The 16,469-nt window shown below is 38.5% G+C and carries 15 protein-coding genes and 1 pseudogene; 8 read left to right on the top strand and 8 right to left on the bottom strand.

The window, feature by feature from the left end; all coding sequences use genetic code 11:
- The first annotated feature begins 21 nt into the window (after positions 1–21).
- From IEV69_RS01485 to IEV69_RS01470, 5 genes and pseudogenes are all read left to right on the top strand, one after another.
- Positions 22–627: an acetolactate decarboxylase gene (locus tag IEV69_RS01485; protein ID WP_229741256.1), complete on the top strand. Its 606-nt coding sequence runs from the start codon at positions 22–24 to the stop codon at positions 625–627.
- Positions 628–635: 8 nt separating this feature from the next.
- Positions 636–1,565: pseudogene (locus tag IEV69_RS01480) on the top strand (2-hydroxyacid dehydrogenase); the annotation flags it as partial.
- Positions 1,539–1,991, top strand: coding sequence for a VOC family protein (locus tag IEV69_RS13990; protein ID WP_373283641.1), 453 nt, complete (start codon positions 1,539–1,541; stop codon positions 1,989–1,991). The pseudogene IEV69_RS01480 and the gene IEV69_RS13990, both read left to right, overlap by 27 nt.
- A 54-nt stretch (positions 1,992–2,045) precedes the next feature.
- Entirely contained in the window at positions 2,046–2,372 is a 327-nt protein-coding gene (locus IEV69_RS01475) for a TM2 domain-containing protein (RefSeq protein WP_188438744.1), read from the top strand.
- A gap of 88 nt (positions 2,373–2,460) precedes the next feature.
- Complete coding sequence (locus IEV69_RS01470; protein ID WP_188438742.1) at positions 2,461–2,949, top strand: DUF6428 family protein; 489 nt, start codon at positions 2,461–2,463, stop codon at positions 2,947–2,949.
- 112 nt (positions 2,950–3,061) lie between these two features.
- Here the strand turns inward: IEV69_RS01470 and IEV69_RS01465 are convergent, their stop codons facing one another.
- The 3 genes from IEV69_RS01465 to IEV69_RS01455 all read right to left on the bottom strand — a co-directional run bounded on the left by IEV69_RS01465 (position 3,062) and on the right by IEV69_RS01455 (position 6,671).
- On the bottom strand, positions 3,062–4,879 hold the full coding sequence (locus IEV69_RS01465; RefSeq protein ID WP_188438740.1) for a GNAT family N-acyltransferase: 1,818 nt from the start codon (positions 4,877–4,879) through the stop codon (positions 3,062–3,064).
- Positions 4,880–4,941: 62 nt separating this feature from the next.
- The gene (locus tag IEV69_RS01460) at positions 4,942–6,192 is read right to left on the bottom strand and encodes an aspartate kinase (protein WP_188438738.1); all 1,251 of its coding nucleotides are present in this window, start codon (positions 6,190–6,192) and stop codon (positions 4,942–4,944) included.
- Positions 6,192–6,671: a GNAT family N-acetyltransferase gene (locus tag IEV69_RS01455; protein ID WP_188438736.1), complete on the bottom strand. Its 480-nt coding sequence runs from the start codon at positions 6,669–6,671 to the stop codon at positions 6,192–6,194. Before IEV69_RS01455 ends, IEV69_RS01460 begins: the two co-directional genes overlap by 1 nt.
- 157 nt (positions 6,672–6,828) lie before the next feature.
- On the opposite strand from IEV69_RS01455, the gene fbp reads away from it, so the two are divergent.
- On the top strand, positions 6,829–7,836 hold the full coding sequence (gene fbp, locus IEV69_RS01450) for a class 1 fructose-bisphosphatase (RefSeq protein WP_188438734.1): 1,008 nt from the start codon (positions 6,829–6,831) through the stop codon (positions 7,834–7,836).
- A 41-nt stretch (positions 7,837–7,877) separates the two neighbouring features.
- Here fbp and IEV69_RS01445 read toward each other — a convergent pair whose 3' ends face one another.
- Complete coding sequence (locus tag IEV69_RS01445; protein WP_188438733.1) at positions 7,878–8,303, bottom strand: tellurite resistance TerB family protein; 426 nt, start codon at positions 8,301–8,303, stop codon at positions 7,878–7,880.
- Between the two features lie 104 nt (positions 8,304–8,407).
- On the opposite strand from IEV69_RS01445, the gene IEV69_RS01440 reads away from it, so the two are divergent.
- Together IEV69_RS01440 and mfd are read left to right on the top strand one after the other, a co-directional pair.
- Positions 8,408–9,196 (top strand): TspO-related membrane protein, encoded by a 789-nt coding sequence (locus IEV69_RS01440; RefSeq protein WP_188438731.1) that lies wholly within the window; start codon positions 8,408–8,410, stop codon positions 9,194–9,196.
- Positions 9,197–9,265: 69 nt separating this feature from the next.
- Complete coding sequence (gene mfd / locus IEV69_RS01435; protein ID WP_188438729.1) at positions 9,266–12,598, top strand: transcription-repair coupling factor; 3,333 nt, start codon at positions 9,266–9,268, stop codon at positions 12,596–12,598.
- Here mfd and IEV69_RS01430 read toward each other — a convergent pair.
- The 4 genes from IEV69_RS01430 to IEV69_RS01415 all read right to left on the bottom strand — a co-directional run bounded on the left by IEV69_RS01430 (position 12,595) and on the right by IEV69_RS01415 (position 16,467).
- Positions 12,595–13,599 carry a metal-dependent hydrolase gene (locus IEV69_RS01430; RefSeq protein ID WP_188438727.1) on the bottom strand — a complete coding sequence of 335 codons (1,005 nt, stop codon included), beginning with the start codon at positions 13,597–13,599 and terminating at the stop codon, positions 12,595–12,597. The genes mfd and IEV69_RS01430 overlap by 4 nt on opposite strands.
- 61 nt (positions 13,600–13,660) lie before the next feature.
- Complete coding sequence (locus IEV69_RS01425) at positions 13,661–14,695, bottom strand: aldo/keto reductase (protein WP_188438725.1); 1,035 nt, start codon at positions 14,693–14,695, stop codon at positions 13,661–13,663.
- 164 nt (positions 14,696–14,859) lie between these two features.
- On the bottom strand, positions 14,860–15,813 hold the full coding sequence (locus IEV69_RS01420; protein WP_188438724.1) for an OmpA/MotB family protein: 954 nt from the start codon (positions 15,811–15,813) through the stop codon (positions 14,860–14,862).
- Between the two features lie 3 nt (positions 15,814–15,816).
- The gene (locus tag IEV69_RS01415) at positions 15,817–16,467 is read right to left on the bottom strand and encodes a SanA/YdcF family protein (protein ID WP_188438721.1); all 651 of its coding nucleotides are present in this window, start codon (positions 16,465–16,467) and stop codon (positions 15,817–15,819) included.
- Between the last annotated feature and the right edge of the window lie 2 nt (positions 16,468–16,469).

Genomic DNA, 16,469 nt, shown 5'->3' with positions numbered 1-16,469 from the left:
TCTGGTGCAATGAAAAACGTTATGCGTCAGGGAAAACTTGAAGGCACCATTTTTTTGGATACAATTCAGCCGAAAAATAACTTGTATGGCATTGGACCTGTTGCGTATCTTAAAGGAGAATTACTGATAATTGATGGCGAATCTTATGTTTCAAAAGTTGTGAATAACAGTAAGATGTCTGTCGAAAAAACATATGATGTAAAAGCACCGTTTTTTGTTTACGCTACTGTTGAGGAATGGAACGAAGAAATTTTGCCAGATAGAATCACAAGCCTTGAGGCTTTAGAAACATATCTTGATGAAAAGTTTAAAAATCATAATGAGCCTTTTGTGTTTAAACTGTCAGGGAAAATAAACACTGCTAAAATTCACATCGTAAACCTTCCGGAAGGCTCTAAGGTTAGTTCCCCGGAAGAAGCCCATAAAGGTTTGACTTATTTTCCTCTAAAAAACGAAGAAGTTGAAATTATCGGATTTTTCTCCAGAAAACACCAGACTATTTTTACACACCACAACACCTATATGCATTTGCATTTAATCACAAATGATAAACAAAAAATGGGACATTTGGATGCGGTGGAATTTGAAACAAAACAAACCACATTACATTGGCAAAAAACAAAATAAAAAACGCTATGAAAATCCTCCACTTAGATAAAAACCACCCTTTGCTTTTTGAACAACTTTCACAACTTGGCTTTCAAAACGACGAAGATTATACTTCCTCAAAAGAAGAAGTTGAAGCTAAAATAAACAACTACGAAGGCATTGTCATCCGCAGTAGGTTTGATATTGACAAAACCTTTCTGGATGCCGCAAAAAACTTAAAATTTATTGCCCGCGTGGGAGCCGGTTTGGAAAGTATCGATGTGGAGTATGCCGAAAGCAAAAACATCACCCTCATTGCCGCTCCTGAAGGCAACCGGAATGCCGTGGGCGAACACGCATTGGGCATGTTGCTTTTACTGTTTAACAACCTCAAACAAGCTGACAGTGAGTTAAAACAAGGCCTTTGGAACCGTGAGGCCAACCGCGGAACAGAACTCGACGGAAAAACCGTGGGCATCATTGGTTATGGGAATATGGGCAAAGCCTTTGCGAAAAAACTTCGCGGATTTGAGGTGGAAGTGCTCTGCTATGACATCAAAGAAAATGTGGGCGACCAGAATGCAAAGCAAGTAACACTTGAAGAGCTTCAGGAAAAAACCGATGTGTTGAGTTTACACATTCCCTGGACGGAAGCAACCGACAAAATGGTCAATGCCTCTTTTATTTCAAAATTCAAAAAACCTTTCTGGCTGCTCAATACCGCTCGAGGAAAATGTGTTGTCACAACCGATTTGGTTCAAGCTTTAAAATCGGGCAAAATTTTGGGTGCAGGTCTCGATGTACTGGAATATGAAAAAGGTTCGTTTGAATCGCTTTTCACTGGGAATGACCTTCCCGAAGCTTTGCAGGAATTAATGAAAATGGACAATGTGTTGTTAAGTCCGCATATCGCCGGTTGGACAGTTGAAAGCAAAGAAAAACTGGCCCAAGTGATTGTAGATAAAATCAAGCAATTGTATGGTTTTGGAGATGATGAAAAGAAAATACTTCCTCCTAAGGAGTATGGGGTTTCCGGTTTGGGTGGATTTTTCTTTAAGACAAAAGACCCTGATCACATTAAAGCCTGGTATAAAGAACATTTGGGTATGAACACTGATCAGTATGGCTGGACCTTCTGGTGGAAAGACAAAGAAGGCAATGATTGCTCCACACAATGGAGCCCGTTTAAGGAGGACACCAATTATTTCGCGCCAAGCGAAAAACCGTATATGATGAATTTAAGGGTGAAAGATTTACACAAACTTCTCAATCAATTAAAAGAAGAAGGAGTTACTGTTGTGGGTGAAGTTGAGGAATTCAGTTATGGAAAATTTGGGTGGATCCTTGACCCTGAAGGAAATAAACTGGAGCTTTGGGAACCAAATGACAGGGCTTTTTTATAAACAAAAAAATTGCTACATTTAAATTTCTTAAAAACTAAACTAACTAATTAAACTATGGAAGATAATAAAAACTCAGAAAGCTTTGAGCAAGAAGCTAAGAATACAGCAAACGAATTTAAAGAAAGCTGGAATCAATCAATTAATGACAACAAAGAAAATAAAAAACTGATTGCTGGAATCTTAGCCATTGTTATTGGCTCTTTAGGAATCCACAAGTTTATTTTAGGCTATACTAAAGAAGGCATCATTCAAATTATTATAACAATTGTAACCTGTGGTATTGGTGGAATTATTGGATTAATTGAGGGCATTATTTATTTGACAAAAAGTGACGAAGAGTTTTTCCAGACTTATCAGGTTAACAAAAGGCCTTGGTTCTAAAATCATTGATAAAAAGCCAGGTTTTTTTGATTTGGCTTTTTTATATACACTTTTTATCGTAATATTGCAATATATAAATATTAGGATTATGAAAACACAGGAATTTTTTGAACTCCTCAATACAAATAATGGAAAATCACTACTTTTTGAATTTATGCCCGGAAAATTTGTGGGCGCCAACTACCACATCACAGAAGTCAAACACGTCACAATTGATAGTGTAGATTGTGGTACAGGAGTTGATTTTTGGAAGGAAACTGTTATACAACTTTGGGAAAGTCCGGTTGAAAAAGAATCAAAGGAATTTATGTCAACCAACAAGGCGTTATCTATCCTTGAAAAAGTAGGTGATATAAAACAGTTTTCCTTTGATGCTGAATTGAAATTTGAATACAGCAATAAAAACTTCAACACTGCCCAAATGTTTGTTGATGCATTTGAAACGATTGACAACCAACTCATTTTCAAACTTGCCAATCAAAAAACCGATTGTAAAGCAAAAGAAGCTTGTGGAATCATCGAGCCTTCAGAAGCAACTCAAGAAGCTTGTTGCGCTCCCGGAAGTGGATGTTGTTAGAAAAAATGAATTATAAAACCAAGAGTGAACTGAAAGTCAATTAATCAGTTTTCTTTAAGTTTTATTAATGTTTGAGTTAAAAACGAACAAGCCTGTGGCTTGATATACACAATCAATCCTCGGTTTCTTCACTTCGGGATTCAAATTTTTGTTCCAATTCTGCCTGAAACTCCTCCATAACAGGTTTTACTGTGCTTTCAGGTAAGTCTGCAATTCGAATATACATCAAGCCGTCGACCGCATTATTAAATAAAGGATCTACATTAAAAGCTACCACCTTGGCGTTTTGTTTGATGTATTTTTTGATAAGCACCGGCAATCTCAATTCACCGGGTTCGAGTTCATCTATAATTTTGTCAAATTTATTCAGATCGGCTTCACTTTCGTCAAAAACAAAATCTTTATCTGCATCTTTTAGTTTTACTTTAAAATCCTTTTTTGGGTGAATAAACTGGGCAACATAAGGATCGTAATAATTGGATTTCATAAATTCAATCATCAGTGATTTTGAAAATTCTGAAAACCGATCACTGATTGTTACACCCCCTATGAGGTATTTGTGTTCCGGAAAACGTAATGTGGTGTGCACAATCCCTTTCCATAGTAAAAACAAAGGCATTGGCTTTTGTTGGTAATCTTTAATAATGAATGCGCGGCCCATTTCTATTGACTGGCTCATCATTTTGTGCAATTCCGGCTCAAATCGAAAAAGATCATGTAAATAAAAACCTTCGATACCATAGTCCTTGAAAATTTTAGAACCCAAGCCCATTCGGTAAGCTCCGGCAATTTTTTTGGCTTCGTTATCCCATAAAAACATATGATGATAATAAGCATCATACACATCAAGATCTATTGCCTGATTGGTGCCTTCTCCCACTTCTCTGAATGTGATTTCGCGCAAGCGACCAATCTCTTGAAGGATATTTGGAATATGGTCTGGATGTGAAAGATACACTTCATAATTTTTGCTTATCAACAAACGCTTGTCTAAATCCTGAAGCTTCAACACTTCCTGTTCAAGAATCTTTGGGTCAACTGGAGTGACTATATTTTTGGGAGGTTTTGGAAATTTAAGTGTTTTAGGAATGTTGTCCAGCAGTTTCTTTTTGTTAAACGTATTGGCCAACATATAAGTCTTCTTTCTTAAAAAAGCAGAGAAATCTTCAAGGGTCTCTTGTTCTTGCTGGTCTTTTACAGAAATGGGATTCCCAATTCTTATTTTGATAGTTCGCTCTCTTTGACTTAATAATTCCGAAGGTAATTTGGCCGTTCGAAACGTTGGGCTCAACTTTGCCAATTTATAAAAAAGCAAACTGTTTTTTGCATGAAAATAGATGGGCACCACCGGTACTTCTGCTTTCTTAATGAGTTTCATGGCAGCTTCTTCCCATGGCCTGTCAGTTATGCGTTTATCTTCTTTATATGTGGAAACCTCTCCTGCAGGAAAGATTCCTAAAGGCATTTCCTCTTGGAGATGTTGTATTGCTTGTTTAAATCCCAATAAACTCGATTTTACTTCCTTTTTATTTTCAAATGGATTCACCGGCATCACATAAGGTTTTAGCGGTTCAATGCGGTGCAGTAAAAAGTTCGCAATAATTTTATAATCGGGTCTTTGTTCAAGTAGCAATTTTAGAAGTAAAATACCATCTATTCCTCCCAATGGATGGTTTGAAATAGTTATAAAAGCTCCTCTTTTTGGAATGCGTCTTAAATCTTCATCCGGTATTTCAAACTTTACTTCAAACTCATCAATTAACGCATTAATAAAATCAACACCTTCCAGGTGTTTGTGTTTATCATAAATTCGATTACACGCAGAAATACGCAGTGCTTTCATCAATGACCATCCGCATAAAGTACCAATAAAGCCTAGCTTATCTGTACTGATAGCTTTAGAGATTTCACGTGGAGTTACTAATGGCATGGTCTTATTTTTATTGGCTTGGGTAAATATATGACATTTAAAAATAATTCAACTGAACCGTTTTATTTTACAACTAACTGAACTGTATCCCGGCTTTGTTGTTTTAATAATACCTGATAGTTTTTTTCCATTTCAAAGACATCACGTTCTCTAAAATGTCGAATGGTGAAGAGAGTTACATTTTCATTAAAACGTACTTTGAAATTTGATTTTAATTTAGAAATGAGTTCTTCCAATTTCTTGTATTTATTATCAACAACTACCGTAAAACTAATAGCAGAGTTTTGAATTAGGTTTACTTTCATTTTAAAGTCATGGAGTAGTTTGAAGACTTCTCCAATATTGTCTTCCATCATAAATGAAAAATCGAGCGAAGAGAGTGATATAAGCACTTGTTCATTCTTAACAATATAACATGAAACCGAAGGTTCCAAATCCTTCCCTTTTGTCACACATGTTCCTTGTTCTAAAGGTTTTAAGAATGACTTTACAAACAAAGGAATTTCCTTTCGCTGGAGCGGTTGTAATGTTTTGGGGTGAATAACAGAAGCTCCGTAAAATGCCATTTCAATAGCTTCCCTGTATGAAATTTTTCTTAAAAGTTCTGTGTTTTGAAAAACTCGTGGGTCGGCATTTAACACGCCCGGCACATCTTTCCAAATAGTCACACTTTCTGCTCCAAGGCAATAGGCAAAAATAGCAGCTGAGTAGTCACTTCCTTCCCGACCCAGTGTGGTTGTGAAATTATTTTCATTAGAACCCAAGAAGCCCTGTGTGATTGTTAACGCCCTATGCTCAATTTTAGATTTGATTTGAGCTTGTGTTAAACTCCAGTCAACACCTGCGTCACGATAATTATTATCAGTTTTAATGCATTCCCTGCTGTCTAACCAGGTATTTTTTAAATTGTGGTGATTCAAAAATTGACTTATAATTTTAGTGGAAATCAACTCGCCATAACACACAACCTGATCATATACATAGGAATGAGAATTGGATTTATTCAATTCAAAAAAAGACTTTAGTTCCTCAAAAAATTCTTGTATCTCTTCATAAACAGGATGACTTTTCTCAGGAAAAAGTGCTTGAACTATTTGGTAATGGTAATCAATCACATATGCAAGGGATGCTTTTAATTCAGGTGATTTTGTTAAGTAATCAGAAACGACTTTTTCAAGGGCGTTGGTCATTTTTCCCATTGCAGAGACCACTACCACCAGGTTTTCAACACCGGTAGTTTCTAAAACCCTCGATAGGTTTTTTATACTTTCAGCATCTTTTACAGAAGCACCACCAAATTTGAATACACGCATTAATTAAAATCTATAAAATTTGTAATTCCTTGTTCGTCCATATGCACGGTGCGCCAGTCCTTTAATATTTTGGCTCCGCTGCGTTCATAAAATTTAATGGCACCCTCATTCCAGTCGAGTACCACCCATTCAACACGTTTTACGCCTTGTGATTTGGCATATTTCAACACTTCCTGATACAAAGCACTTCCAAGGCCTGAGCCTCTCATTTTTTCTTTCACAATTAAATCTTCCAGGTGAATGGTGCGGCCTTTCCAGGTTGAAAACCGGAAATAAACCAAAGCCATCCCTACAATTTCATCATCAACTTCAGCCACAAAACATTTGAAGAGCGGATGCTCACCAAAGCCTTCTTTCTCGAGTTCCTCAACGGTAACAACCACAGCTTCGGGCTCACGCTCAAAGGTGGCCAGCTCTTTTATTAAATCGAGCACTTGAGGCATGTCTTCTTTTTTACTTTCTCTTATTTTATAATTCATATCTCATAGAAATTGGTTCCTAAATTACACTTCATTCATCACAAAAATATCGATATTTCCTAAGTAAAAATACACGAATTTTTCCGTCCTATATATTTACTTAAGAATGGAAAAAATTCATGTACTTTTGTAAACACAAACACATCTTTTCCAAAAAATGGCAGACCACAACAAAACTTTAGGCGAATTTATCATTGAAAACCAAAAGGATTTTGCTTACTCTTCCGGCGAACTTTCCCGATTGATCAACTCCATCAGGCTGGCTGCAAAGGTAGTAAACCACGAGGTAAACAAAGCCGGTTTGGTTGATATTTTAGGTGCCTTTGGTGACAAAAACATTCAAGGTGAAGAACAGCAAAAACTAGACGTGTTTGCCAACGAAGCCTTTATTAAAACCCTGACAAACCGTGAAATTGTATGTGGAATAGCTTCTGAAGAAAACGATGGGTTTATCACCATTTCAGGCCGAGAAAAAAATAACCAAAACAAATATGTGGTCTTGATTGACCCGTTGGATGGTTCATCAAACATCGATGTAAATGTTTCAGTAGGCACCATTTTTTCCATTTACAGAAGGGTTACCCCCGCCGGAACACCGGTTACACTGGAAGATTTTTTACAACCGGGCGTCAATCAGGTCGCCGCAGGTTATATAATTTACGGAACCTCAACGATGATTGTCTACACAACCGGTCACGGGGTAAACGGTTTTACCTTAAACCCTGCCATTGGAACTTACTACCTTTCTCACCCTAATATGTGTATTCCGGAAGACGGGCACATTTATTCAGTAAATGAAGGCAATTATATTCATTTTCCGCAAGGTGTCAAGGACTATATAAAATACTGTCAGATGGAAGAAGATGACCGGCCTTATACTTCCAGATACATCGGCTCGCTGGTTTCAGACATTCACCGGAATATTTTAAAAGGAGGTATTTATTTTTATCCCAAAAGCTCTAAAGCCTCAAAAGGAAAATTACGTTTGCTCTATGAATGCAACCCCATGGCATTTATAGTAGAGCAGGCAGGCGGAAAAGCCAGTGACGGTTTTAACCGCATTATGGAAATCCAGCCAAAGGAATTGCATGAACGCGTTCCTTTTTTCTGCGGAAGTAAAAACATGGTGGAAAAAGCCGAAGAGTTTATGAAAAATGCCCAATAAAAAACCCCGAAATTTCTTTCAGGGTTTTTATTATTGTAGTTTTATTTCTTGTTCAATAGATATTCATAATCATAAAAATTGAGCCCGCCACTAAAAATTTCTATGGAGCGGTCTATGATTCTTTTCGCTTCAGTTTCATTGAAACCCAGGACAATGGCATAGCGGTTTAAAAAAGCTGCCTCTTCCTCGTCTAATTCTTTATTGGAATAAACAATCCTAAAAATATCGTGCAATTGTTTCAATCTTATTTCCTGAGAATGCGTAGGGAAAACAGGATATTTTTTTGGATTCTTTAGTATCTCATTATATTCCAGTTCGTTGATGTCCAACTTTCTGGCAAACCGAAGCAATAAAAACTCTTCCTCCGGAGTCATGGGACCATCAACCAAAGCCACGTTTACTAATGCTGAAAAATGACCTAACTTTCTTTTGTGGCTTCCACCACTAAATAAATCTTCTAATGACATGTTCTTCAAATTTTTAACAAAGATACTATTTCAGTAAGATTTTGAGAAAATTAAAATTGCTTTTTTAAAAACTTGCTTTACCTTTAAATTCAAGATTCGTCAGTATGAAAAAAACACTACAAGTTTTCAATGGAATCGCGTTCGTTTCCATGATATTTATCAATTATTTGTCCAACACCGGGCTCATTAACGGAAACACAAATGCGACCGTTTCACAAGCGTATGAAAACCTGTTTACGCCTGCAGGCTATGCATTCTCTATTTGGGGAATCATCTATTTGCTCCTTTTGGGTTTTGTGATCTATCAGGGGCTGGGTTTGTTCAGTAAAGCAAAAGACAATGATCTGGCTACCCAAGTGGGCTGGTGGTTTGTAATTTCGTGTATTGCTAATTCACTGTGGCTCTTTGCATGGTTGCATGAAGAACTAGGGCTTTCTGTGCTGATAATGCTTGTTTTATTATTCTCTCTTGCTAAAATTGTCCTGCGCACCAATATGGAACGCTGGAATGCGCCTTTTAAAAACATCTTGTTTCTCTGGTGGCCGTTTTGTATTTACATCGGGTGGATTTCTGTGGCCTTGATTGCCAATATGGCTGCATACCTCACTAAAATAAACTGGGATGGATTTGGTTTGAGTGATGTAGTATGGACCATTACCATGATTATTATCGCCGGACTTTTAAATCTTTTTGTGACCTGGACGCGTAATATGCGGGAGTTTGCTTTGGTGGGGGCCTGGGCGCTGATTGCTATTGCCGTTGCTAATGAAAATGTAAGCCAAAGCGTGACAACAACAGCCTTGATCGTTGCTGCAGTATTGTTGTTAAGTAGCTCCATTCACGCCTTTAAAAACCGAAAAACTTTACCCTTTGCAGGTAGATTTTTTAAATAAAGAGAAAAAAATCATAAAATAAAGACTTGCTGTTGTAGGGAAATGACTAGCAATGTATCTTTGCCGCTCATGAGCAAAGCCATTGTCGATTCGCTTTTTGCAAAGTCTTCGGAAACCCGAAAACTAGGGGAATCTATTGCCCGTTCCGAAAAAGAAATTCACGTGCAGGGACTTGTGGGTGCCGCAACATCGCTTGTCATTGCACAGGCCTTTAAACAAACAGAGCTCCCCTGCTTACTGATTTTTAACGACAAAGAAGAAGCCGCTTACCACCTCAACGATCTGGAGGCCATACTGGGTGATAAAGATGTGCTTTTCTATCCCGGGAGTTACCGCCGTCCCTATCAGATTGAAGAAACAGACAACGCAAATGTCTTGTTGCGATCTGAAGTGCTGAACCGTATCAATTCCCGAAAAAAACCGGCGATTATTGTTACCTATCCCGATGCGCTTTTTGAAAAAGTGGTCACCAAAAAAGAATTGGAAAAAAATACCCTGAAAATCTCAGTGGGTGATCAACTCTCCATAGACTTTGTCAACGAAGTGCTTTTTGAATACCAGTTTCACCGCACCGACTTTGTGACCGAGCCGGGTGAGTTTTCAGTACGCGGTGGGATTTTGGATGTGTTTTCTTTTTCTAATGACGAACCCTACCGCATCGAGTTTTTTGGCGATGAAGTGGAAAGCATCCGCAGCTTTGATGTAGAAACGCAACTTTCGTTGGAACAGGTAAAAAAAATAAGCGTCATCCCCAATGTGGAAAACAAAAAACTACAGGAAAACCGGGAAAGTTTCCTGAGCTATATCGCTTCCAAAACTGTGGTTTTTATTAAAAATCCGGAATTGCTGTACAGTGGTATCGACAATCTTTTCGCAAAAGCGGAAGAAGCTTTTTCCAAAATAACCGAAGGCATCACCCAACTGGAACCCGAAGCACTTTTCTGCACTTCAAAACTGATGAAAAATGAAATGGCCGGTTTCACGACAGTAGTGATGCAAAAAGGCGTTTCTGCGGGAGCCATCAATTTTCAAACACGGCCACAACCTTCATTCAACAAGCAGTTTGAGCTGCTTATTGAAAACCTCAACGACAATTCTGAAAAGGGATATAAAAATTATATATTCTGTTCTTCCGAGCAACAAGCAAAGCGCTTTCACGATATTTTTGAAGACGCCCAACTGGATGTAAAACAGTTTGAAACAGTGGTTTTTCCATTGCATTTGGGTTTTATTGACGATATCCAAAAACAGCTGTGTTATACAGACCATCAGATTTTTGAGCGCTACCACAAATTTCAGCTGAAAAACGGCTACGCCAAAAAGCAAGCCATCACATTAAAAGAATTGACCAATCTGGAAATTGGTGATTATGTCACCCACATCGATCACGGAATCGGGAAATTTGGCGGTTTGCAGAAAATTGATGTGGAAGGCAAAAAACAAGAAGCCATCAAATTGGTTTACGGCGACCGGGATATTCTTTACCTGAGTATCCACTCGTTGCACAAAATCTCCAAATACAACGGTAAAGACGGCAAACCACCAAAAATCTACAAACTGGGATCCAATGCGTGGAAAGCACTGAAGCAAAAGACGAAAACCCGTGTCAAGGAAATTGCCTTCAACCTTATTGAGTTGTATGCCAAACGAAAACTCCAAAAAGGCTTTTCTTTTGACCCCGATTCCTATTTGCAACACGAGCTGGAATCTTCCTTTATTTATGAAGACACCCCCGATCAAATCACGGCTACCGAAGATGTAAAAAAAGATATGGAAAATGAGCAACCTATGGACCGTTTGGTGTGTGGGGATGTTGGTTTCGGAAAGACCGAAGTGGCTATTCGTGCTGCTTTTAAAGCGGTGGACAACGGCAAGCAAGTGGCGGTTTTGGTGCCCACGACCATTTTGGCGTTTCAGCATTATAAAACCTTTACTGAGCGTTTGAAAGAAATGCCGGTAAACATCGATTATCTGAACCGTTTCAGAACCGCCAAAGAACGGAAAACAACTCTGGAAAACCTCGAGTCCGGAAAACTGGATATCGTTATCGGAACACACCAATTGGTGAACAAAGCCGTAAAATTCAAAGACCTTGGGTTGCTCATTATTGATGAAGAACAGAAGTTTGGTGTGGCCGTAAAAGACAAGCTGAAACTCATCAAAGAAAATGTGGATACGCTGACTTTGACCGCAACCCCTATCCCACGAACACTCCAATTCAGTTTGATGGCGGCGAGGGATTTGTCTGTGATTACTACGCCTCCTCCCAACCGTTACCCTATTGAAACCAATGTGATTCGGTTTTCAGAGGAGTCGATTCGCGATGCCATTCGTTATGAAATTTCGCGTGGTGGACAAGTATTTTTTGTACACAATCGCATTGAAAACATCAAAGAAGTTGCCGGGATGGTCCAACGTTTGGTTCCCGATGCCAAAATCGGAATCGGTCATGGGCAGATGGAAGGTAAAAAACTGGAAAACCTGATGCTGGCGTTTATGAACGGCGAATTTGATGTACTGGTTTCCACAACCATTATCGAAAGCGGGCTAGATGTGCCCAATGCCAACACCATTTTTATCAACAACGCCAATAATTTTGGTTTAAGCGATTTGCACCAGATGCGTGGCCGTGTGGGGCGAAGTAATAAAAAAGCGTTTTGTTATTTTATCACACCCGAATATTCTGCAATGACAGAAGACGCCCGAAAACGCATCACGGCACTCGAGCAATTCTCAGAATTGGGCAGTGGATTGAACATTGCGATGAAAGATTTGGAAATACGTGGTGCCGGAGATTTGCTGGGTGGTGAGCAAAGTGGTTTTATCAACGAAATTGGTTTTGACACTTACCAGAAAATCCTTGCCGAAGCCATTGAAGAACTCAAAGAGAAAGAGTTTAAAGACCTTTACAAAGATGAAAAAGATAAAAAATACATCAAGGAAACTGTCATTGATACCGATTTCGAAATTCTGTTCCCCGATGATTATGTAAATAATATTACTGAAAGACTCAATCTCTACAACAAGCTTTCCGATTTAAAAACCGAAGAAGAATTGCAGCAATTTGAGAAAGAACTGGAAGACCGTTTTGGTGAACTTCCGGTTCAGGTGATTGATTTATTGAACAGTGTTCGGATAAAATGGATTGCCATACAAATGGGCTTGGAACGCGTGGTGATGAAGCAAGGCAAATTTGTGGGCTACTTCATCGCCGACCAGCAATCTGGATTTTATCAGAGTGAGGCATTTCAAAAGGTGTTGCAGTTTGTGCAATCACAATCCGGTTTGGTCAAAATTAAGGAAAAACAAACCCGTAGCGGCTTGCGGTTGTTGTTGAGTTTTGACCATGTAAACTCTGTGAAGCAGGCCTTAAAGGTTTTGGAAAGGTTTATTACAAATTAATTTCCCTTTACTCGCTCCCAAAGATCAGCTATTAACTTTTGTGCGTCATCGCGGTTTTTTTCGGTTTCTTCAGCATAGATGATACCATTTTTTTCAAATAACCTATAACTAAACGTAAACTCCGGGTTGAACGGATCGTTATTTAATAACCCAAAACGCAAATCATTAAAATACAATTCACCTTCTTTTTCGGTAATTGTAAACCAACCGTTCTCTGCAATCTTTATGAGGCGTTTTATATTGGGCTTGTGAATCCAATCTCCCAGTAAATGATGGTTTTTCGCGAAAGCGTGAAATTGAATAGGCTGTGAATCAAACAATGAATAATCACCAATTAAAAAAGCATCATTGGTTTCAACATTTGCAGTCCATAAAATGGCGTTTAAAGGAGCCGGCTTGGTTTGCACTTGGAGAAAATGAATATTTTGGTCTTCCAGGGCGTTTACAAACTTCTGATAAGCAATCCCTTTAATCACTAGTGTAATTGCAAGATAACTACTGCTGACAATTAACCCCAATCGGTTGAACTTTTGTCGTTTAAGTGAAGTTCTTTTCTGAAACATGGTTAAAACCAGAAAAACCAGAAAAGGGATTGTGTAAAGCGGGTCAATCACAAAAATATTTTTGAAAGCTACCCGATATTCAAAGGGCCAGAAAAATTGTGTCCCCCAGGTAGTAAACCCATCGAGAATTGGGTGCGTGATCAATGCCCAGAAAAATAGCCAACTCCAACCTTTCCATCCCACTCCAGATTTTTTTTCAATCTTGGAAACCAACCAACCAAAAATTGGTGCAAACAACACTGAAAAGAAAATAGAGTGTGTAAACCCACGATGAATTTCAATGGCTGTGATGGTATCTGTAAAAAGGTTTGCAAGCACATCCAAATCTGGAATTGTCCCGGCTATGGCACCATAAAGTATCGCTTTGTTACCTACTTTTTTTCCTAAGACCGCCTCACCAACAGCTGCTCCTAATACGATTTGGGTTAATGAATCCATTCTAAATGTTCAAGGTTTAAGGCTTATGGTTCAAAGTTTTTTGTGTAAACTCACTCTCAATTTATGGAGCAGGATTGGGTATTTCTTCGTGTATTTTATTTATTTCCTTTAAAATTTCTTTTGGAAGCACTATGTCTTTACTAGCGATGTTTTCTTTTAATTGATCTACTGAGGTCGCCCCGAGAATCGTACTGCTCACAAATGATTGCTGCCTTACAAAGGCAAGAGCCATATGAGTTAATGAGATTCCATTTTGTTTTGAGAGTTCGTTATACTTTCGGGTTGCAGCAAAGCTGTTGGGTTTGTGATATCGACTGTAATTAGGAAAAAGAGTCACTCTCGCATTTTGAGGGGTGTTCTCCAAATACTTTCCGGTTAACTGACCAAAACCTAAAGGTGAATAAGCCAGATAACCTACATTTTCACGATGAAGCACTTCGGTCATCCCGATTTCATCTTTTCGACTCAACAAACTAAAAGGGTTCTGTAGGGTAGTAATTTTACGCTTTCCTTTTCGGGCTTCTTCAATATAACGCATCACTCCAAACGGACTTTCATTTGAAACTCCTATATGGCGGATTTTTCCTTCTTTCACTAAAGAATCCAGGTTTTCTAAAACTTCAGCAATATTGTCTTGCCAGTTATCATCTTCACGATGCTTATAGTTACGTTGTCCAAAGTAGTTTGTGTTACGTTCAGGCCAATGCAGCTGGTAAAGATCTATATAGTCAGTTTGGAGGCGTTTTAAACTTTTGGTGATGGCATCGTTGAGCGACGCTTTTGAAAAGTCAAGTGATGAGCGTATATGATCAAATTTACGGTTGGGGCCTGCAACTTTGGTAGCGAGTATGACCTTATCCCTGTTGCCGTTTTGGGCAAACCAATTACCCAAAATGGTTTCGGTGCTTCCTTGAGTTTCCTTCCGACCAGGAATGGAATACATTTCGGCGGTATCAACAAAATTAATTCCGTTTTCAAGCGCAAACTCCAGCTGTTCAAAAGCTTCCTTTTGGGTGTTTTGCTCACCCCAGGTCATGGTGCCTAAGCAGAGCTCGCTGACTCTTAATTCGGTATTGGGTAAGTTTTTGTATTTCATAACAATTACCCGTCCCCAAGTTGACTTGGGGAGGAATCTTATCTAATTTTAAAATTCTTTTATTGAAATTTTTTTTGATGTGTTATTATAAGCATTGCAAAAATAAGAAAGTAGGTTCCAAAATTACCATTGCTTAAGAGATGCTTAACAAAAAATGATCGCAATTAAATCTCATTCAACAACTTACTGATTTCATCCAATTTTGGTGTCAGCACAACTTCAATTCTTCGGTTTTTAGCTCTTCCTTCGGCTGAAGTATTTGAAGCAATAGGCGCAAATTCACCTCTACCTGCGGCAGTGAGGTTTTCTTTTAAAATTGCTGGGTTATCAGAAAGAATTGAAACTATCGCGGTAGCTCTTTTTGTTGATAAGTCCCAGTTGTCATTCAATGCTCCGCTTCCGCCATAAGGCACATTATCTGTATGCCCTTCAATCAATACGGCAATTTCCGGATTTTGTGCCAGAACTTTTCCAAGCTCTACCACAGCCGAACGTCCGTTGGAATTCACCGCCCAACTTCCACTTTCAAAAAGCAGTTTGTTTTCCATAGAGACATATACCTTCCCATCACGTTGTTCAACCGTGAGGCCTTTCCCTTCAAAATTGGTTAAAGCAGCAGAAATGGCATTTTTTAAATTGTTCATTTGAGCTTCTTTGGCTGCAATGATTCCTTCCAATTCATCAACCCGCTTAGACCGTGCGTTCAGGTCACGTTGCATTTGTTCGAGTCGGGCCTGTTCAGCTGCGAGGGCACGCTCTTTTTCGTCAAGTTTTGTGAGTAACTCACGGTTTAATTCAAGGTTTGATGATAAATTTTCAGAGCTATTCGCTTCCAAAGTATCATAGGAATCCTGCAATCGTTTTAAATTGTTCTGTGAAGCAGCGTAGTCAAGTGCCAAACGATCTCTCTCTGATTTTAACTTTTCATATTCATTTTGAAGATTTTGTAAAGCATATGGGTCTGCATTTCCTTTTTTGGAGTCGAGTTGAGCCATTAAATCCCTGTTCTCGGCTTTAAGTGCATCGTAATCAGTTTTGAGGTCTTCAAAAACCTTGGAGGAAACACAAGAGGTCAATGTTAACGAAACCACTGCAATGGTAAGAATTGATTTGATCATAGCTTAATTTATTTCTATTTGTTCACCTAAAAAATGAGGTTGTTTACTAAATATTAAGTCTGAAAACACTTTAACCCGCGCAAAATATTCTCTTACTTTCACTTTAATCCCACTGCGCAACTTAACATCTTTTGCATTAAAGCCAATGGCTCTCAACCCTCTTTTTTCTGCAATATAAACGGCTCTTTCGTTGTGAAATTGTTGTGAAATTACTGTGATACTTTCCTGACCAAAAATTTCCTTGGCTCTTACCATCGAATCAAGTGTTCTAAAACCTGCATAATCCAAGAAAATTTTATTTTCAGGCACACCTTTTTTTACTAGATCGTTTTTGAAGGTTTGTGGTTCATTGTAACTGCGATATCTGTTATCACCACTAATGAGTACAAAATCAATTTTTCCTGAATTGAATAATTTTGCAACAGCATCAATGCGGTATTGGTAATACAAATTTATGGTTCCGCCTTTGAGATATTTGGATGTTCCCAAAACCACCCCCACTTTATTCTTTGGTATGCTAGCCACATCATTGAAGGTTTTTTCTTTGGCGTAGCCTGATATCAAAACATCAGATAAAATTAAAACCGCTACTAAGACTATAAAAACCAGTGCGATGGTGTAACCAATTTTTCTAAAAATAGGTTTTAGTTTCATAT

Origin of the sequence: Planktosalinus lacus (assembly GCF_014640155.1) — a bacterium.
GTDB classification, from domain to species: domain Bacteria; phylum Bacteroidota; class Bacteroidia; order Flavobacteriales; family Flavobacteriaceae; genus Planktosalinus; species Planktosalinus lacus.
Note: the sequence above shows the minus strand (reverse complement) of the source record. Positions and strands in the feature narration are given on the sequence as shown.

Excerpts from the sequence above, each read along its gene's own strand:
- IEV69_RS01445 (WP_188438733.1), bottom strand. The coding sequence starts at position 8,303 with ATGTCATTAGAAGATTTATTTAGTGGTGGAAGCCACAAAAGAAAGTTA.
- IEV69_RS01460 (WP_188438738.1), bottom strand. The coding sequence starts at position 6,192 with ATGCGTGTATTCAAATTTGGTGGTGCTTCTGTAAAAGATGCTGAAAGT.
- mfd (WP_188438729.1), top strand. The coding sequence starts at position 9,266 with ATGAGCAAAGCCATTGTCGATTCGCTTTTTGCAAAGTCTTCGGAAACC.
- IEV69_RS01470 (WP_188438742.1), top strand. The coding sequence starts at position 2,461 with ATGAAAACACAGGAATTTTTTGAACTCCTCAATACAAATAATGGAAAA.
- IEV69_RS01425 (WP_188438725.1), bottom strand. The coding sequence starts at position 14,695 with ATGAAATACAAAAACTTACCCAATACCGAATTAAGAGTCAGCGAGCTC.
- IEV69_RS01465 (WP_188438740.1), bottom strand. The coding sequence starts at position 4,879 with ATGCCATTAGTAACTCCACGTGAAATCTCTAAAGCTATCAGTACAGAT.
- IEV69_RS01455 (WP_188438736.1), bottom strand. The coding sequence starts at position 6,671 with ATGAATTATAAAATAAGAGAAAGTAAAAAAGAAGACATGCCTCAAGTG.
- IEV69_RS01420 (WP_188438724.1), bottom strand. The coding sequence starts at position 15,813 with ATGATCAAATCAATTCTTACCATTGCAGTGGTTTCGTTAACATTGACC.
- fbp (WP_188438734.1), top strand. The coding sequence starts at position 6,829 with ATGGCAGACCACAACAAAACTTTAGGCGAATTTATCATTGAAAACCAA.
- IEV69_RS01475 (WP_188438744.1), top strand. The coding sequence starts at position 2,046 with ATGGAAGATAATAAAAACTCAGAAAGCTTTGAGCAAGAAGCTAAGAAT.
- IEV69_RS01485 (WP_229741256.1), top strand. The coding sequence starts at position 22 with ATGCGTCAGGGAAAACTTGAAGGCACCATTTTTTTGGATACAATTCAG.
- IEV69_RS01440 (WP_188438731.1), top strand. The coding sequence starts at position 8,408 with ATGAAAAAAACACTACAAGTTTTCAATGGAATCGCGTTCGTTTCCATG.
- IEV69_RS01415 (WP_188438721.1), bottom strand. The coding sequence starts at position 16,467 with ATGAAACTAAAACCTATTTTTAGAAAAATTGGTTACACCATCGCACTG.
- IEV69_RS01430 (WP_188438727.1), bottom strand. The coding sequence starts at position 13,599 with ATGGATTCATTAACCCAAATCGTATTAGGAGCAGCTGTTGGTGAGGCG.